14 protein-coding genes and 1 pseudogene are annotated in these 16,052 nt (G+C 60.9%); 10 read left to right on the forward strand and 5 right to left on the reverse strand.

What is annotated here, in order from left to right:
• The first annotated feature begins 244 nt into the window (after window positions 1-244).
• The 3 genes from OHD62_RS00925 to OHD62_RS00935 all read left to right on the forward strand — a co-directional run bounded on the left by OHD62_RS00925 (window position 245) and on the right by OHD62_RS00935 (window position 5,387).
• On the forward strand, window positions 245-1,606 hold the full coding sequence (locus tag OHD62_RS00925; RefSeq protein ID WP_263780326.1) for a cytochrome ubiquinol oxidase subunit I: 1,362 nt from the start codon (window positions 245-247) through the stop codon (window positions 1,604-1,606).
• A 5-nt stretch (window positions 1,607-1,611) separates the two neighbouring features.
• Entirely contained in the window at window positions 1,612-2,616 is a 1,005-nt protein-coding gene (locus OHD62_RS00930) for a cytochrome d ubiquinol oxidase subunit II (protein WP_263780327.1), read from the forward strand.
• Window positions 2,617-2,837: 221 nt separating this feature from the next.
• Window positions 2,838-5,387, forward strand: coding sequence for a mechanosensitive ion channel family protein (locus tag OHD62_RS00935; RefSeq protein WP_263780328.1), 2,550 nt, complete (start codon window positions 2,838-2,840; stop codon window positions 5,385-5,387).
• Between the two features lie 166 nt (window positions 5,388-5,553).
• Here OHD62_RS00935 and msrA read toward each other — a convergent pair whose 3' ends face one another.
• From msrA to OHD62_RS00950, 3 genes are all read right to left on the reverse strand, one after another.
• The gene (gene msrA / locus OHD62_RS00940) at window positions 5,554-6,270 is read right to left on the reverse strand and encodes a peptide-methionine (S)-S-oxide reductase MsrA (protein ID WP_263780329.1); all 717 of its coding nucleotides are present in this window, start codon (window positions 6,268-6,270) and stop codon (window positions 5,554-5,556) included.
• A 136-nt stretch (window positions 6,271-6,406) separates the two neighbouring features.
• Complete coding sequence (locus OHD62_RS00945; protein ID WP_263780330.1) at window positions 6,407-6,673, reverse strand: hypothetical protein; 267 nt, start codon at window positions 6,671-6,673, stop codon at window positions 6,407-6,409.
• Window positions 6,674-6,775: 102 nt separating this feature from the next.
• Complete coding sequence (locus tag OHD62_RS00950; RefSeq protein WP_263780332.1) at window positions 6,776-7,474, reverse strand: DUF1223 domain-containing protein; 699 nt, start codon at window positions 7,472-7,474, stop codon at window positions 6,776-6,778.
• Window positions 7,475-7,679: 205 nt separating this feature from the next.
• On the opposite strand from OHD62_RS00950, the pseudogene OHD62_RS00955 reads away from it, so the two are divergent.
• Window positions 7,680-8,108, forward strand: a pseudogene (locus tag OHD62_RS00955) (endonuclease domain-containing protein).
• Window positions 8,109-8,207: 99 nt separating this feature from the next.
• Here OHD62_RS00955 and OHD62_RS00960 read toward each other — a convergent pair.
• Window positions 8,208-9,275, reverse strand: a complete 1,068-nt coding sequence (locus OHD62_RS00960) for a TadE/TadG family type IV pilus assembly protein (RefSeq protein WP_263780334.1) — start codon at window positions 9,273-9,275, stop codon at window positions 8,208-8,210.
• 221 nt (window positions 9,276-9,496) lie between these two features.
• On the opposite strand from OHD62_RS00960, the gene lepA reads away from it, so the two are divergent.
• Genes lepA through OHD62_RS00975 form a run of 3 tightly spaced genes read left to right on the forward strand, consistent with a single transcriptional unit; the run spans window position 9,497 to window position 12,562 of the window.
• Window positions 9,497-11,302, forward strand: a complete 1,806-nt coding sequence (gene lepA / locus OHD62_RS00965; RefSeq protein WP_263780335.1) for a translation elongation factor 4 — start codon at window positions 9,497-9,499, stop codon at window positions 11,300-11,302.
• Between the two features lie 34 nt (window positions 11,303-11,336).
• Entirely contained in the window at window positions 11,337-11,861 is a 525-nt protein-coding gene (locus OHD62_RS00970) for a Panacea domain-containing protein (protein ID WP_263780336.1), read from the forward strand.
• Window positions 11,858-12,562 carry a hypothetical protein gene (locus OHD62_RS00975; RefSeq protein ID WP_263780337.1) on the forward strand — a complete coding sequence of 235 codons (705 nt, stop codon included), beginning with the start codon at window positions 11,858-11,860 and terminating at the stop codon, window positions 12,560-12,562. The genes OHD62_RS00970 and OHD62_RS00975 overlap by 4 nt, the downstream gene beginning before the upstream one ends.
• Window positions 12,563-12,642: 80 nt before the next feature.
• Here OHD62_RS00975 and OHD62_RS00980 read toward each other — a convergent pair whose 3' ends face one another.
• The gene (locus OHD62_RS00980; RefSeq protein WP_263780339.1) at window positions 12,643-14,229 is read right to left on the reverse strand and encodes a reverse transcriptase domain-containing protein; all 1,587 of its coding nucleotides are present in this window, start codon (window positions 14,227-14,229) and stop codon (window positions 12,643-12,645) included.
• Between the two features lie 297 nt (window positions 14,230-14,526).
• On the opposite strand from OHD62_RS00980, the gene OHD62_RS00985 reads away from it, so the two are divergent.
• The 3 genes from OHD62_RS00985 (at window position 14,527) to OHD62_RS00995 (ending at window position 15,935) form a co-directional block, all read left to right on the forward strand.
• Window positions 14,527-14,757, forward strand: a complete 231-nt coding sequence (locus OHD62_RS00985; RefSeq protein ID WP_263780341.1) for a hypothetical protein — start codon at window positions 14,527-14,529, stop codon at window positions 14,755-14,757.
• 91 nt (window positions 14,758-14,848) lie between these two features.
• Complete coding sequence (locus OHD62_RS00990) at window positions 14,849-15,475, forward strand: CDGSH iron-sulfur domain-containing protein (protein WP_263780343.1); 627 nt, start codon at window positions 14,849-14,851, stop codon at window positions 15,473-15,475.
• A gap of 88 nt (window positions 15,476-15,563) precedes the next feature.
• Window positions 15,564-15,935, forward strand: coding sequence for an endonuclease domain-containing protein (locus OHD62_RS00995; RefSeq protein WP_263780345.1), 372 nt, complete (start codon window positions 15,564-15,566; stop codon window positions 15,933-15,935).
• Window positions 15,936-16,052 lie beyond the last annotated feature (117 nt).

The raw sequence follows: 16,052 nt of genomic DNA on the forward strand, positions 1-16,052 counted from the left end.
GGCTGAAAACGGCTGCTTGAAAGTGGCTGGAGATTTTTATTGCGCTGAATGTCGGTGCGCGCGGCGGGAAGTCAATGCCGCTCCTGACAATTCTGGACAATCGTTCCCGGATTGCGGACATTTCCCGCGCTGACGTTTTCCCGCCAGGTACTGCGACAACACGCCCCGCGTGACGCCACGACGCTTTGACCAAGCCACGCTTCGGCCGTATTCTTTCAACCATAAGCAGCAGCCGGAGCCCACCATGGACCCGCTCATTCTGTCGCGTATCCAGTTCGGCGCGAATATCTCGTTTCATATCCTGTTTCCGGCGATCACTATTGCACTTGGCTGGGTGCTGCTGTTCTTCAAGCTGCGCTACAACGCGACCGGCGATTCCGCCTGGATGCGTGCTTATTTCACCTGGGTGAAGGTATTCGCGCTCTCCTTCGCCATGGGCGTTGTCTCCGGCGTCACCATGAGCTTCCAATTCGGCACCAACTGGCCGGGCTACATGGAAAAGGTCGGCAACATCGCCGGGCCGCTGCTCGCCTACGAGATCCTCACCGCCTTCTTCCTCGAGGCAGCCTTCCTCGGCATCATGCTGTTCGGCTTCCGCCGCGTCTCCAACCGCATCCATACGCTGGCGACCGTGCTTGTGGCGGGCGGCACCACCGTCTCCGCCTTCTGGATCATCGCGCTCAATTCCTGGATGCAGACGCCGGCCGGCTTCGAGATGCGTGATGGCGTGGCGCACGCCGTCGACTGGTGGGCAATCGTCTTCAACCCGTCGATGCCCTACCGGCTGGTCCACATGTTGCTCGCCTCCGGCCTGACGGTCTCCTTCCTGATCGCCGGCCTGTCGGCACTGCGCTACCTCTATGGCGACCGTTCGGAATCGATGTGGAAGGCATTGCGCACCGGCGTCTTCACGGCGGCGATCCTGATCCCCATCCAGATCTTCGCCGGCGACCAGCATGGCTTGAACACGCTGGAGCATCAGCCGCAGAAGATCGCCGCCATGGAGGCCAACTGGAACACCGGCCCCAATGTGCCGCTGGTGCTGTTTGCACTTCCCGACGAGGCGACCAAGGAGAACAGGTTCGAGTTCGCCATCCCCGACGGCGCCAGCCTGATCCTGCGCCACAGCAGCAGCGGCGTGGTGCCGGGCCTCAACGACTATCCCGGCAATCATCCGCCGGTCTTCCCGGTGTTCTGGGGTTTTCGCATCATGGTCGGCACCGGCGTCGTGATGCTCCTCGTCTCCTGGTCGGCGGCCTTCTTCCTCAAGCGCCACCACAGCCTGCCGAAACCGCTGGCGCTGTTGATGGTGCCGATGGCGCTGTCCGGCTGGCTGGCGACGCTGGCCGGCTGGTACACTACCGAGATCGGCCGCCAGCCCTGGCTGGTCACCGGCGTGCTGAAGACCGCCGATGCGGTCGGCCCGGTCGCCGGCAGCCATGTCGCGCTGACGCTTGCCATCTATCTCGTCCTCTATGTGCTGCTTCTGATCGCCTATCTCGGCGTGCTGGTGCATCTGGCGCTGAAGGCGGCGAAGGATGGCGACACCTCGCCGCTGCCCGGCGTCATGAACGCGGCGCTGTCGCAACCGGCTGCAGAGGAGTAAAGGCGATGACCTACGACTGGCCGACCCTGCTGCCCCTCATCTTCGCCGGCCTGATGGGCCTCGCCATCCTGATCTACGTCATCCTCGACGGCTTCGACCTCGGCATCGGCATCCTGTTCGCCGCCGCCGAGGATGCCGAGCAGGACACGATGATTGCCGCGATCGGCCCCTTCTGGGACGCCAACGAAACCTGGCTGGTGCTTGCCGTCGGCCTTTTGCTGGTCGCCTTCCCGCTGGCGCATGGCACCATCCTCACCGCGCTCTATATTCCGGTGTTCCTGCTGCTGCTCGGGCTCATCCTGCGCGGCGTCGCCTTCGATTTCCGCGCCAAGGTGCCGGCCGGCAGGAAGCATCGCTGGAACCGCATCTTCCTGCTCGGCTCGGTCATCGCCTCGCTGGCGCAAGGCTATATGCTCGGCGTCTACGTGCTCGGCCTCGATGTCGGCTTGGGCGGCATGGCCTTCGGCGTGCTGGTGGCGCTCTGCCTCGCCGCCGCCTATGCGGCGATGGGCGCGGCCTGGCTGATCTACAAGACCGAAGGCGAATTGCAGAAGAAGGCGGTGCGATGGCTGCGCACGGCGTTGGTGCTGGCAGCGCTCGGCATGGCCGCGGTGTCGCTGGCCACCCCCTTCGCCAGCCCGCGCATCTTCGACAAATGGTTCGTCTGGCCTGAAATGCTCTATCTGTCGCCGCTGCCGATCCTGTCGGCGGTGCTGTTTGCCTGGCTGTGGCGGCAGACCTTCCATCTGCCGAAGCCTGACGACCGCCATGCGCTGACGCCGTTCCTGACCCTGGCGGCGATCTTCGCGCTCGGTTTCGCCGGGCTCGCCTGGTCGTTCTACCCCTTCGTCGTGCCCGATCGTCTGACCATCTGGCAGGCGGCTTCCGCGCCGGAAAGCCTCGCCATCATCCTGGCCGGCACCATCGTGGTGCTGCCGATCATCATCTTCTATTCCTTCTATGCCTACCGGGTCTTCGGTGGCAAGGCGACGGATCTGACCTACGACTAGAGCAATTCCAGGAAAAGTGTGAAACGGTTTTCCCGGGAAAAGCGCGTAGCGCTTTTCCTGGGGAATTGCGCAAAAATGAGATTGACCGGCAAGCGCCGCTATCCGGCGGAGCTGACGAGATCATGACCCTGCGGAAATGGAATATTCATCTTCCGGGGGAATAACCCTTCTTCGACTGTTACCGGCCAGCCATCGCGGCAGGCGAGAAGAAGGGCAACGCAATGACCTCCGTTGCATCTGCGAGACAAGATCGGCTGGCCCCGGTGCTGCTCCGCATGGTCGCCCTGATCGCAGCACTTGCCTTTTTCGGCCTGCTGCCATTCCTGCAGCCTGCACATGCCCAGGAGACCGCCAACTGGGCTGGCATCTGGGACACGAAATGGCGCGGCGGCGGCGCCCAGATCAAATTCGAGCAGAACGGCGCCGAGGTGAAGGGCGTCTATCCGCTCTATAATGGCCGCATCGAGGCCAAGGCCGAAGGCGACAAGCTTGTCGGACGCTGGTTCGAGGGTGCTCGCCAGGGCGATTTCAGCTTCGTCCAGGCGCCTGATGGTGGAAGCTTCATGGGCCGCTTCGAAGCCGCCACCGCCGAATGGTGGACGGGCGTGCGCGTCGGCGCCGTCGAAGACCTCCGTGTCGACCAGGCGAGCCCAATGACCACGATGCGCTCGTTCCTGCAGACCATGAACGAAAGCGGCGCCGACAATGTGCCGCGCGCCGACGGTGGCGGCATGGGCCTCGCCGCCCTGGCCGCCGGCCTCATCGATGTCACGGAGGCCGATCGCGGCGGTCTCAACATGCCCGACTACAGCAAGCTCCTGTTCACTGTCATCGACAAGGCGACCTTCCGCCTGTGGAGCCTGCCGCACGACACGATCGCCGGCGATGAGGTGGGCGCCAAGCTCCAGCAGTATGACACCAAGGTCGCCTTCGACGTCACCTTCCGCCGCAAGAACGGCGAGTGGTCCATCGTCGGGCCGCCGCTCGGCCTCCTTCAGGCCAAGCTCGCCGAATTCCAGGCAGCGCGGGGCGAGGCCGTCGACCAGGTCGACGATCCGAGCAAGCTGGCCTCGCCACGCGATACGTTCAAGGTGCTCCTGAGCGGCGTTACCGAGGCCGGCGACCCGGCAAAGGCAGCGCTCGATCTGCGCGACTACAATCCGGCCGTGCGCTCCGACGAGGCGTTCCTGCTCGAACGCTACCTGAAGAAGGTCATCGATCGCATCGGCTATGTCTACTGGCAGGAAATTCCCGACGATCCCAAAAGCAACACGCCCTATGTCTATTTCGAGCATCCGTCCGGCAACATCGTCGTCGGCCCCGTTGAGACGGACAAGGGTGGCAAGGTCTGGCAATTCACGCCCGAGACGCTCGCCAACATCCGCACGCTCTATGCCGATGTCGAGGACGTGCCGGTGGCGCCGGAGTTCGCCGCCTTCGCCAGCAACGACCCGTTCTTCATCGCGCGCGGCCTCGCCCGCGAGATCAGCCCAGGCCTGCTTGACCGCGCCGGCCCGATGGAACGCTGGCAATGGTGGATGCTCGGCCTGGCGGTGCTGGCCGGCATCGTCTTCGGCTTCATCGCCAATGCGGTGATTTCCTTTTTTGCGCGCGGCCAGGACCGCTCGCAGCGCTCTGCCTTCTTCCGCGTCGTCGAATGGGCGGTGCGCTCGATCTTCCTCGGTCTTTTCCTGCTGATCGCGTTGCGCCCGCTTGGTCTGCCGCAGGTGGTCGCGGCACCCGCGAAGGCCGCGGCCTGGAGCCTGATCGTCATCGGCGCCGTGCCGGTTGTCTGGCACCTTATCGGCCGCATCGCCGGCCATTATCGCAAGCTCTGGCAGGTGCCCGGCTATCACGACACGCTGATCTCGCTGTCCACCGGCGTCGCTCGCGTCGCCGTGCTGGTCGTCGCCTTCCTACTTTTGGCCGAAGTGCTGGCCATCCCCTATGAAGGCGTCATCGCCGGTCTGGGCATCGGCGGTCTGGCCGTGGCGCTGGCGGCGCAGCCGACGCTGCAGAATTTCCTTTCCGGCCTCACCCTCTACGCCGACCGGCCGGTCAGCGTCGGCGACTTCTGCAAGTTCGGCGACCAGTCCGGCACCATCGAGCATATCGGCATGCGCTCGACCCGCATCCGCTCGCTCGACCGCACCGTCATCTCGGTGCCGAATTCGGACTTTGCCGGCATGCAGATCGAAAACTACGCGCATCGCGACCGCACCCGCTTCGGCACGACGCTGCAATTGCGCTACGAGACCACGCCCGACCAGTTGCGTTACACGCTGGCCGCGCTGCGCAAGCTCCTGATCGCGCATCCGCGCGTCATCGACGACCCGTGCCGCGTGCGCTTCGTCGGCTTCGGCCCCTATTCGCTCGACATCGAGGTGTTCACCTACATCATGACGGCGGACTTTTCCGAGTTCCTCGCCATTCGCGAGGACATCCTCTTGGCCATGATCAACATCATGGACGAGGCCGGGGCGCAGTTCGCCTTCCCCTCGCAGCTGGAATACAGCGCCGCCGACCTTCCCATCGACGACGAAAAGCGCATCGCCGCCGAGAAGCGGGTCAACGCCTGGCGCGACGAGGAAAACCTGCCCTTCCCCGATTTCAGCCAGATCGACAAGCTTGCACTGAACAACACCCACACCTACCCGCCGCAGGGCTCGGCGCATTACCGGGAGACAGAGCCCGACCCGACATCGGCCGAGGCCAGGGCAACGCTGGAAAAGGTGCGCTGGAGCCTGCCCTGGAAAAAGGGGGCGGCGTAGGGCTGCTGATCTCCCCCCTTGAGGGGGAGATGTCGCCGAAGGCGACAGAGGGGGTCGTCGCGCGTGGAGCGCCGGCCTTGATCTGCCGCAGGAGGCCGCACCCGGTCGCGCCGACCCCCTCTGGCCTGCCGGCCATCTCCCCCTCAAGGGAAGAGATTACCCATCCTCAGCTCTTGTTGGCCGCCATCACCAGCACCGGCTTGTCGCTGTAGAGCTGCGGGAACAGCGACTTCAAATTCTCGATCTTGGGCAGGTCGTTGTAGACGATGTAGGGATAGGTCGGGTTCAGCGTCAAAAAGTCCTGGTGGTAGTCCTCGGCCGGATAGAAGGTCTTGCCCGTTTCCAGCGTGGTCACGATCGGCTTTGGAAACACCTTGGCCTTGTCGAGCTGGGCGATGTAGCTCTCGGCGATTTTCTTCTGCGCCTCGTTTTCGGCAAACACCGTCGAGCGGTACTGGGTGCCGCTGTCCGGTCCCTGGAAGTTCAGCTGTGTCGGGTTGTGCGCGACCGAGAAATACACCTGCAGCAATTGGCCATAGGTCACCTCTGACGGCTCATAGGTGATCTCGACGGCTTCGGCGTGGCCGGTCCGGCCGCTGCCGACCGTCTCGTAGACGGCGGTGTCCTTTTCGCCGCCGGCATAGCCGGAGACCGCCTTGGTCACGCCCTTGACGTGCTGGAACACGCCCTGCACGCCCCAGAAGCAGCCGCCGGCGAAGACCGCCTTTTCGGTGCCGGGGGCGGGCTTCTCGTCGATCGCCGGCGGCGGGATTACCACCGCCTCCTCGGCCGAGATCGCCGGCGTCTGCCAGAAGGCGGCAGCCGCCGCGGCAACGATCAGCGCCGCCAGCGCACCTTTTGCGAAGGATCTGTTCACGGACATGTCTGATCTCCCAGGATGGTGTTTGACTATACGATAGCGCGATGCGCCGCGGTTTCACATTACCGTGCGTGTGGGGCCGTGCGCGCCAAGCTGTCCGGGACAGGGAACCCCGGCCCGGACAGGGAGCGGCTGACGCCTACTTGGCCGGCGCCATTGCGTCGGCTGGCTTCATCGCGTCCGTTGCCATCGGATCGGCCGGTTTCATGGCATCCGTCTTCGGCTTCATCGCGTCCGTTGCCATCGGATCGGCCGGTTTCATCGCATCCGTTGCCGGCTTCATGGCCTCGGTGGCCATCGGATCGGCCGGCTTCATCGCATCCTCGGCGCGTGCGGCTGTTCCGGCGAACAGCGCGGTCGAGCACAGCGCGAAGGCGAGTGCCGGCAGGGTCAGGCGATTGGTCATGGTGGTCTCCTAAGGGTTGATGGCACTGCGGCCGGGTGGATGCGGTGCCGCTCCTGCGGCGTTGCGCAATCTTGGTTGAGCGTGATCTTGCCCTGACGAGAATCAGTTGGTGGCCGCGGCGAGGATCGGCCCGCCGCCCGGCGTCTGCACCAGCACCGCGCTGCTGAGGCCGCCGGATGCGGCGGGCAGCGCCAGCGTCTTGGCGTCGCCGGTCCAACTGCCCAGTCTGGTCAGCGAATGCACGACATTGGCGTGCGGCAGCGTGCGGCCGGTATTTTCGCCGCGCGCCACCGGCACCTCGATGACGCCGTTGGCGTAGCGCACCAGCCAGACATCGGCCTTGCCGCCGGGCGCCGAGCCGGCGCCGATGCTGATCTTGCCGCCGTCGAGCGACAGCGCCGGCCCCTTTGGGTGGCCGCTGCTCGAAATAAGCTGCTCGATCTCGCCGGGTGCGGCGCCGACCGCGTCAGTGTTACCGTTGACCACCACTTGCGGTGTGAACGGGCCCGAACGGCCGAGCGACGGTTCGTAAGTGACCTGGCGCTGGGTGAATTCCTTTTTGCCGAAAGTGTCCTTCCAGCCGAGATAGTCCCAATAGGTAACGTTGAAGGACAGCGCCAGCACGCCGGGCTTGTCCCTGACCTTGATCAGATTGGCGTTGGCCGGCGGGCAGGACGAGCAGCCCTGGCTGGTGAACAGCTCGACCACAGTGAGCGGCTGACTGGCGGCCACGCCGATCGAGGAGAATATCGAGGCGGCGAGCACGCCGGCGACGAGCTTTCTGCGTTGTGATCCCGACAATGGCTTGCTCCGTGGGTGGCGGCGCCTGGATGCGCCGGTCATGTCCCCACTTCGTCGTCGCCACGGATTTCGTTACAGCGCTCACCGGTTTGTGATCAGGTGTGCGTTTTCCCTCCTCCCCTTGTGGGAGAAGGTGGATCGGCGCGCATCGCCGAGACGGATGAGGGGTGCTGGACAGAACGCAGGGGCTGGTTAACCTGAGGCCATGCTGCATCAGCCCGTTCCGCCAGCCAAACGCAGCTTTGCCAGCTCACTTCGGCGGGAAATGACGGAAGCGGAAGGCAGACTGTGGTACGAGCGGCGTGACCGCAGGCTCGATCGGATAAAATTCCGGCGCCAGGTTCCGGTCGGTAGGTACATCGCCGATTTCGTTTGCCTCGAAGCTAATGCATGTCGCCTAAAAGTGTGCAGCGGTTTTGGGACAACGACATGCATAAGAACAAAGCCTGTTCGTCGAGATCGATGGCAGCCAGCACGCCGACTCGGAGACCGACAAGATCCGCCAAGCTGAGCTAAAGGCGAGGGGTTTCGTGTGCTGCGTTTTTGGAACGACGATGTTCTGAAGGACTTGAACGCCGTCTGCGATACGATCATAGCCTATGTGCGCGACGTTGGCTTGCAGCCGTGGCGCTGAGCCGGGCAAACGTCGGCGCCAGGCTGGAGCACCCCTCATCCGTCTCGGCGCTTCGCGCCGATCCACCTTCTCCCACAAGGGGAGAAGGGAAGGTGCCCCCTACTGCGTCAGCACCGTGTTGGAGGGCCGCTTGTTGAAGTCGCACTTGCCGGTGACGTTGTAGAAGAAGTCGGCGTTGCTGACAGGCGCCGGAACCGGGTTGCCGCCGTCTTCCCAGGCCTGGTAGCCTGTCTCGCTGCAAGGCACCAGGCCGAAGATATCAACGATCTGGCCGGTCGCGATCTCGACCGGGGGGACGTCCTTGCTTGCCGAGCTGTAGAGCCGGTTGGACGTGTTCGGATCGTTCGACATAAGCTTCTTCGGGTTGCCCGACGGCACGTCCATCTGCAGATAGAGGCCGGCCATCTGGCTGACATCGATATTCGCGCCGGCGCCATCGGCGGGATACATCGTATCGACACAGTAATATTTCGTGTTGAACCTGTCGGTCTGGATCACCGCCCCGGCGGGCGTGCTGGAGCTGACGAGCTTGCAGACCTGCTTCTGGGCCATCGTGGTGACGGTCCTGCCGGCTGAATCGGTGGTGAGGACGTTGACGATGGTGGTGCCATAGCCTTTCGGATCTCCGGTGCCGCCATATGTATAGTCGATCGTCATCAGCGGCTTGCCCACCGTCGCGCCGAACTTCGTGCCGTAGAGTGTCATTTTCTTGTTCCAGTAGCCAGACACCCCGGTGACCTTGAAGTTGGCGGCCACCAGCGCCGGCGTCTTGGTCACCGCCGACGCGACCGCGACCGGCACCGTGGTGATCCTGGCGATCTGCATGAACACGGTCGGCATGGAGTAGCTCGCCGTGGCCTGCGCGGTGGCGGTACCGTTGGCGCTGACGTCGAAGGTGTTCAGCGTCGCAGTGCCCTGTCCGCCATTGGCTTTGTAGGAATCCTGGAGCACCACCTGGCGCTGCGCTTTCGTCGAGGCCGTATCCATCGTGGTGATCGACAGAATTCCGGCATCGAGCGCCGCCTGCTCGTTCGACCGGGTCTGGACCGCCGACGTATAGTCGACCGAAAAGCCTACAGCGGTGATGATCGGAACGGCCAGGAAAACGAGGAGCGGCGCAAAGGAGCCGCCCTCTGATCTGAGAAAATGGGTTGCGGACGACAGCATTTCTAATTCCCCCCAAGGGCGTGACGCGCCATGAGCTATCACGCAGCCAGCAAACTATGCTCTAATCCAGTGGATCAAAGTTTAACGATTTTGCGTGACCATTCTGGCGTTGGTGCGGCCCCTTGCCTGCCGGCATCTTTCGCCAACCGCCGATGTTGCACGACAAGCCCCCATCGCCCGCCGGCTTGCCCCTGCAACCCGCCCCTGCTAAAGCGCGCGGCATGACCACGCCGCTTGACCACATCCGCAATTTCTCCATCGTCGCCCATATCGACCATGGCAAATCCACGCTTGCCGACCGGCTGATCCAGTCCACCGGCGGGCTGGAGCTGCGCGACATGAAGGAGCAGGTGCTGGACTCGATGGACATCGAGCGCGAGCGCGGCATCACCATCAAGGCGCAGACGGTGCGGCTGAAATACCGCGCCAACAATGGCGAGGACTATATCCTCAACCTGATCGACACGCCCGGCCATGTCGACTTCGCCTATGAAGTGTCGCGCTCGCTGGCCGCCTGCGAGGGTTCGCTGCTGGTCGTCGATGCCAGCCAGGGCGTCGAGGCGCAGACGCTCGCCAATGTCTACCAGGCCATCGACAACAACCACGAGATCGTCGTGGTGCTGAACAAGGTCGACCTGCCTGCCGCCGAGCCCGAGCGCATCCGCGAGCAGGTCGAGGAGGTGATCGGCATCGACGCCTCCAACGCCGTGCTGATCTCGGCCAAGACCGGCCTCGGCATTCCCGATGTGCTGGAGGCCATCGTCCACCAATTGCCGCCGCCGCGCGAGGGCGACATATCAGCCCCGCTGAAGGCCATGCTGGTCGACTCCTGGTACGACGCCTATCTCGGCGTCATCGTGCTGGTGCGCATCATCGATGGCGTGCTGAAAAAGGGCCAGACCATCCGCATGATGGGCACCGGCGCCAAATACTTGGTCGAGCGCACCGGCGTCTTCACGCCAGCCCGCATCAATGTCGACGAGCTCGGCCCCGGCGAGTTCGGCTTCTTCACCGGCTCGATCAAGGAAGTGGCCGACACCCGCGTCGGCGACACCATCACCGAGGACAAGCGCGCCACCGCGCATGCCCTGCCCGGCTTCAAGCCGGCGCAGCCGGTGGTGTTCTGCGGCCTGTTCCCGGTCGACGCCGCCGATTTCGAGGATCTGCGCGCCGCCGTCGGCAAGCTGCGCCTCAACGACGCTTCTTTCTCTTACGAGATGGAAACCAGTGCCGCGCTCGGCTTCGGCTATCGCTGCGGCTTCCTTGGTCTCTTGCATCTCGAAATCATCCAGGAGCGGCTGGAGCGCGAGTTCAACCTCGACCTCATCGCCACCGCGCCGAGCGTCGTCTACCGGCTGGCTCTGACCGACGGCACGATGAAGGAACTGCACAACCCGGCCGACATGCCCGATGTGGTGAAAATCTCGGCCATCGAGGAGCCCTGGATCCGCGCCACCATCCTCACGCCCGACGACTATCTCGGCGGCATCCTGAAGCTTTGCCAGGACCGGCGCGGCATCCAGGCCGACCTCTCCTATGTCGGCAAACGCGCCATGCTGACCTACGACCTGCCGCTCAACGAAGTCGTCTTCGATTTCTATGATCGCCTGAAATCGATCTCCAAGGGCTATGCCTCCTTCGACTATCATTTGACCGACTACAAGGAAGGCGACCTGGTGAAAATGTCGATCCTGGTCAATGAGGAGCCGGTCGACGCGCTGTCGATGCTGGTCCACCGCACGGCGGCGGAAAAGCGCGGCCGCCAGATGTGCGAGAAGCTCAAGGAGCTGATCCCGCACCATCTGTTCAAGATCCCGATCCAGGCCGCGATCGGCGGCAAGGTCATCGCCCGCGAGACCATCTCGGCCCTGCGCAAGGACGTCACCGCCAAATGCTACGGCGGTGACGTCTCGCGCAAACGCAAGCTGCTCGACAAGCAGAAAGAGGGCAAGAAGCGCATGCGCCAGTTCGGCAAGGTGGATATCCCGCAGGAGGCGTTTATCCAGGCGCTGAAGATGGGGGATTGAGGGGCATCAATGTTCCTGATATGTTCTGCTTGAGATGAGCTACGACGCCCGCGAAATCTCCAACCTGTTCCTCGAGATGGCCGACGCTAGAGGCCGTCGACTGACGTCCATGGCGCTACTAAAAATTCTCTATTTTGCGCACGCATGGCATCTAGCAAAATATAAAGAGCCGTTGATAGGTCAGAAATTTGAGGCCTGGAAGCATGGCCCGGTCAACAGAGTTGTCTACGACCAAATCAAGTGGTTCGGCGCGGGTCCCATAACAGAACGCTTGCGGAAACTTGATGTCTCCACCGGAACTTTTGTCGAAGCCCAAGGCGCCGTTCAGGGAGAGCGGCGCGTTTTTCTTGAGAACGTGTTCGCTTACTATTCTGAGTTCCATCCGTACAAGCTATCGGATCTGACACACGAAAAGGGCACACCCTGGGACATCGTTTGGAACACAGCTGAAAAGAATGCCGTACCGGGGATGTTGATCCCCGATGATCTCATCCTTGAATGGTTTGAAAAAACTGGGGGAAGGCTCTATCGTTCGGGTGAACAAGGAGCGAACACGTGATTCCCCTTACCAATCCTCCGCTGGTGGAAGTCCTGCGAGCCGACACGACAAACGTACAAACCGCAATGCGGTCGCTGCTGGAATTCTACAATCCTGCCGATGGCGGCAAATTTAACTACCTGCGTTCGGTGAAAGCGGTCAGGAGGGCGTACCAGGGTCTTCATCGTCTAGACCAGTTGCTAGCAGCGCCCATCTCGGTCCAGCAACGCGTCGGCTACAAGCCAAATCAGGACGTAATCGCCTTAGCCAGTCCACTAGCATTTGGTCGCACTACGCAGGTTTTTGATCTGAACGGTCGTAGGTTTCCTTTTGCTCGGGATAGGTTCGCAACATATAGGATTCCGTTCTTTTTCACTGAGAGCGGTATCGTTCGACTTTATTTCCTTCAGTACAGAAAGTCTTTCGTTCTCTCTAAGGATGTCTACTGTGGCATGCTCACGGTGCACAAAAAATTCCTTCTGGAGCAGGAATTCTATGGTGAAATCTGCGACGTCGAGTACGTCGACTGTTCATCGGACGAAGAAGGCAGCTCTCGAAATCGGAAGACGTATTCCTCAGCGGATTTGGACATGTGGTCAGAGGAGCGCCTTAAGGATCAGCTCGGCGTCGTCGCATCGGCGATGGACGAGATCGAAAAGCGCGAATTGAAGGTGAAGAGGGTCAAGCCTCTTCGTGATGTAGACCTACCATTGTTCGATTGAGCTCGGTCAGCTGCTTTCATTTCGAACTAGCTCCTTAGGCGACAGCAGGTCGCGGCTTGATTGCCGCAACGCGCTATCAGCTAAATTTTCTTGAGGATGTCTATACTCATCACCTTATGCTCGTAGACGGTATCAGCCTTGTCGCTATTTTCGGCGCCGTGCGTTGCAATACCTATGGCCAAGCCATTTGCGTCAATCAACGGTCCACCGCTGTTTCCTGAAACAATTGATTTGTCTAATATGTAGTGCTGTAGGGTGCTTTTAGTTTGTAAGCCCTGTATCTGGGCGTTTTTGATGGCAATAGTCTTCCCGGGCGCCCAGGCGGGATATCCCAAAAGGGTTACGTCTGTTCCGATAGCTGGAGGGTCGCCGTCGTAGATTTTTAGCGGCTTCCACGATTTGTTCGGGTGCTTTATCTCTAGGACAGCTATGTCCATCTCCTCGTTGAATCTCACCTTTTTCGCTTCATATCTTACGGATGGTTGGTTCGGTGAGAAAATAGTGATGTTCTCCGATGGAACGCAGTGGTAGCAAGTAACCACGTGCGCGTCGTCGATCAAGAAACAAGTTCCTTGAGTTATATTGTCGTCGTCCTCGACTATAAAAACTGAATTCATATAGTGATCGATCTTATCAAATACCTTGATCTTTTTTAGTGCCAGTTTGTTAAAATTATAAGCCAACTTAGTGTACACCGGATCGTCATATCCGCGTACGTGCCCAACATACTGTATCTGACCTATGAGTTTATCAATGACGGCCGATGGCTTCGACTTGTTTTTCGAAAGAAATTTCTTGTTGTAAGTTTCCGTGTACCTCTCAAGGCCGAATTTCTTCAGAGCGTGAAAAGACGCGTACAGATCTCTGATATAGGATCTGTCCACGTTGGCGAATTTATTGACCGTTAATCCAGTCACGGTTTGGCGACTGCTAGCTTTCGACAGCCTAGTTTTCTTATCGTTAACTTTGAATCCTGCGGCTTCGAATATGGCCCGCAGCGGATTTGATAATTTCCAGACGTCGCCTTCCAAGGTCGCAACTTGGGTTGGGATAGATGCTCGCCGGGACGATATCGTTATGTCGTCGGCATACCGTGTGTACTGCAGGCCAAGTCCCTTGCAGAGTTTTATCAGCTCCCGATCTAGAGTTGATGCGATTAAATTCGACACAATCGGTGACGTCGGCGCGCCTTGAGGCAGCTTGTTGCAGTGACAAATTATGGTAGCCAAAGCCGTCGCAGTATCGGCGGGGAGCTCGAATGGTTTCGCCAGAAAAAGACCTCGAACGCGGCCGAAGTTAATGCTGTCAAAAAAACCCTCAATGTCTATGTTGAGGATCCACTTTCGCCGCAAGTGAGCTTTGGCGTTCGTTACGATTGATCGACCTTTGGCGAAGCCGTGGACAGCTGTACCGGGATCATAAAAGCTATAAAGGTGGTTTGAAAGCTGAGTTTGGATGAACCGTATGCCGTTAATGGGGCGTGAAATAACGCGAGCCTCCCCATTTCGCTTAGATATAGAAAATTCCTTGTACCTAAGAGACTCCTGAAGGCGGTAGAAATAATAAGAATAATTCTTTGCATATGAAGTCTTCAAAAATGAGCAAAGCGCCCGACGCCCCGCTATCTTCCGGAAGGTGGCAAGTTTGTCATTTTGAATTATTGGCATTCGATTGGGTGACGCGGGGTCTATTAGGTATTCTTACCTGTAGCCCCGGGCGACCCCGTGGCGTGCTCGCCGGTCTGCAGGCCCGTGTCGAGCGAAAGTCGGTAACGTCTTAATCTCTGTCGCAGTAACGTCAACAGAACTCAATCTCCCAAGACCCCACGTCAACATCTACGCTACCGAAGTAGCGTTGCTCGCGCCATAGAGGTTGCGGGGCGCCTCACGTTTTGCACAGCAAATGCACACTGGGAGCAAGGACCTGCCGCAACGTTTACAAACAATAGCCGCAACGACGATCATTTGCTCGCTGTTTCGGAAAGCAATTATAATTGTCTGTTCTCATCAACACTGTGGGGCGCTCTCCCTCGCGGCCGGGCGGGCCGTTTCATTCCGGGGGGATCATCACGGCGCTTTGCCGTCGCGCTATGTTTTGCCGCATCGTTCGCGCCGGCTGCTTATGTCTGGCCGGGCGATGGCAAGGATTTCTATCTCAACGACGGCGAGACCGAGGAGATTGATCTGGTGCCGTGAGCGGCCAATCTCCCCCAGAAGGGGGGAGATCGCTACTTGACGCCCTTCGCGCAGCAGCCTTAGCCTGCCTGCAACCCAGGAGACCCCACCCATGGCAGGCACGGTCCAAGGCGAAAAAATCGATGTCGGCTTTTCGGGCCGGCGCTGCATTCATTCGCGCAATTGCGTGCTGGGCGATCCGCATGTCTTCGTGCCCAACGCGCCCGGCCAGTGGATCCATCCCGAGGCGGCCAGCGTCGAGAAGATCGTGGCGATCGCCGAAAGCTGCCCGTCGGGCGCCATCACCTATGTCAGGAAGGACGGCGGACCGCAGGAGAAGCCGCCGGTGGTCAACACGGTGCGGGTCAGGGAAAACGGCCCGCTTGCGATGCATGCCGAGATCGTGCTCGGCGGCGAGACCTTCTTCCGCGCCACGCTCTGCCGCTGCGGCGCCTCGGAAAACAAGCCGTTCTGCGACAACAGCCACATCAAGGCCGGCTTCACCGCCACCGGCGAGCCGCCGCTGAAGGACACGCCGGCGCTGGAGGCGCGGGATGGTCCGCTGACGGTGACGCCAACCACCAACGGCCCGCTCAAGCTCGAAGGCAATGTCGAAATCGTCACCGGCACCGGCCACACGGTCGACCGCACAACGCGCACCTTCCTCTGCCGCTGCGGCCATTCGGCCAACAAGCCATTCTGCGACGGCAGCCACAAGCGCGTGGGGTTTGTGGGGTAGGTGGTCGAACTGCCAATCTCCCCCCTTGTGGGGGAGATGTCCGGCAGGACAGAGGGGGGCGCCGTAGAGCGCTAATTTCAGCAGCACAATGCCTCACACACTTCTGCCTCCAAAACATCGCGCAAACGCCAGATCGATGCGCAAGGTCATGACACCAGCCGAACTGAAGCTTTGGAACGAGCTTCGCGCGCACCGGTTGATGGGGCTTGGCTTCCGGCGACAATTTCCGATCGCCGGCTACATTGTCGACTTCGCTTGTTCGGAGAAGAAACTGATTGTCGAGGTTGATGGCTCCCAGCATGCGCAAGGCGATGCTGTTGCGGGCGACGCGGCAAGGACTGCGCGTCTGGAACAGGATGGCTGGACCGTCCTGCGCTTCTGGAACGACGACATTATCCGCGACATCGACAATGTCTGCCAGCATATTGTGATTGCGGCGGGGCTCGCCGAGGTGCCTTAGATCGTGGCAAGGCCGGCGGGACAGCGCCCCCCTCTGTCCTGCCGGACATCTCCCCCACGAGGGGGGAGATTGGCCGTCACCGCGATCATCGCCTGTTGGACCAGCGCTCGTGGCTTT

This window comes from Mesorhizobium sp. YC-39, from assembly GCF_025753795.1.
GTDB lineage: Bacteria > Pseudomonadota > Alphaproteobacteria > Rhizobiales > Rhizobiaceae > Mesorhizobium.

What these genes read in the sequence shown, in the direction of transcription:
- OHD62_RS00980 (WP_263780339.1), bottom strand. Translation starts at nt 14,229, where the DNA reads ATGCCAATAATTCAAAATGACAAACTTGCCACCTTCCGGAAGATAGCG.
- OHD62_RS00945 (WP_263780330.1), bottom strand. Translation starts at nt 6,673, where the DNA reads ATGACCAATCGCCTGACCCTGCCGGCACTCGCCTTCGCGCTGTGCTCG.
- OHD62_RS00970 (WP_263780336.1), top strand. Translation starts at nt 11,337, where the DNA reads ATGAGCTACGACGCCCGCGAAATCTCCAACCTGTTCCTCGAGATGGCC.
- msrA (WP_263780329.1), bottom strand. Translation starts at nt 6,270, where the DNA reads ATGTCCGTGAACAGATCCTTCGCAAAAGGTGCGCTGGCGGCGCTGATC.
- OHD62_RS00960 (WP_263780334.1), bottom strand. Translation starts at nt 9,275, where the DNA reads ATGCTGTCGTCCGCAACCCATTTTCTCAGATCAGAGGGCGGCTCCTTT.
- OHD62_RS00990 (WP_263780343.1), top strand. Translation starts at nt 14,849, where the DNA reads ATGGCAGGCACGGTCCAAGGCGAAAAAATCGATGTCGGCTTTTCGGGC.
- OHD62_RS00930 (WP_263780327.1), top strand. Translation starts at nt 1,612, where the DNA reads ATGACCTACGACTGGCCGACCCTGCTGCCCCTCATCTTCGCCGGCCTG.
- OHD62_RS00935 (WP_263780328.1), top strand. Translation starts at nt 2,838, where the DNA reads ATGACCTCCGTTGCATCTGCGAGACAAGATCGGCTGGCCCCGGTGCTG.
- OHD62_RS00925 (WP_263780326.1), top strand. Translation starts at nt 245, where the DNA reads ATGGACCCGCTCATTCTGTCGCGTATCCAGTTCGGCGCGAATATCTCG.
- OHD62_RS00995 (WP_263780345.1), top strand. Translation starts at nt 15,564, where the DNA reads ATGCCTCACACACTTCTGCCTCCAAAACATCGCGCAAACGCCAGATCG.
- lepA (WP_263780335.1), top strand. Translation starts at nt 9,497, where the DNA reads ATGACCACGCCGCTTGACCACATCCGCAATTTCTCCATCGTCGCCCAT.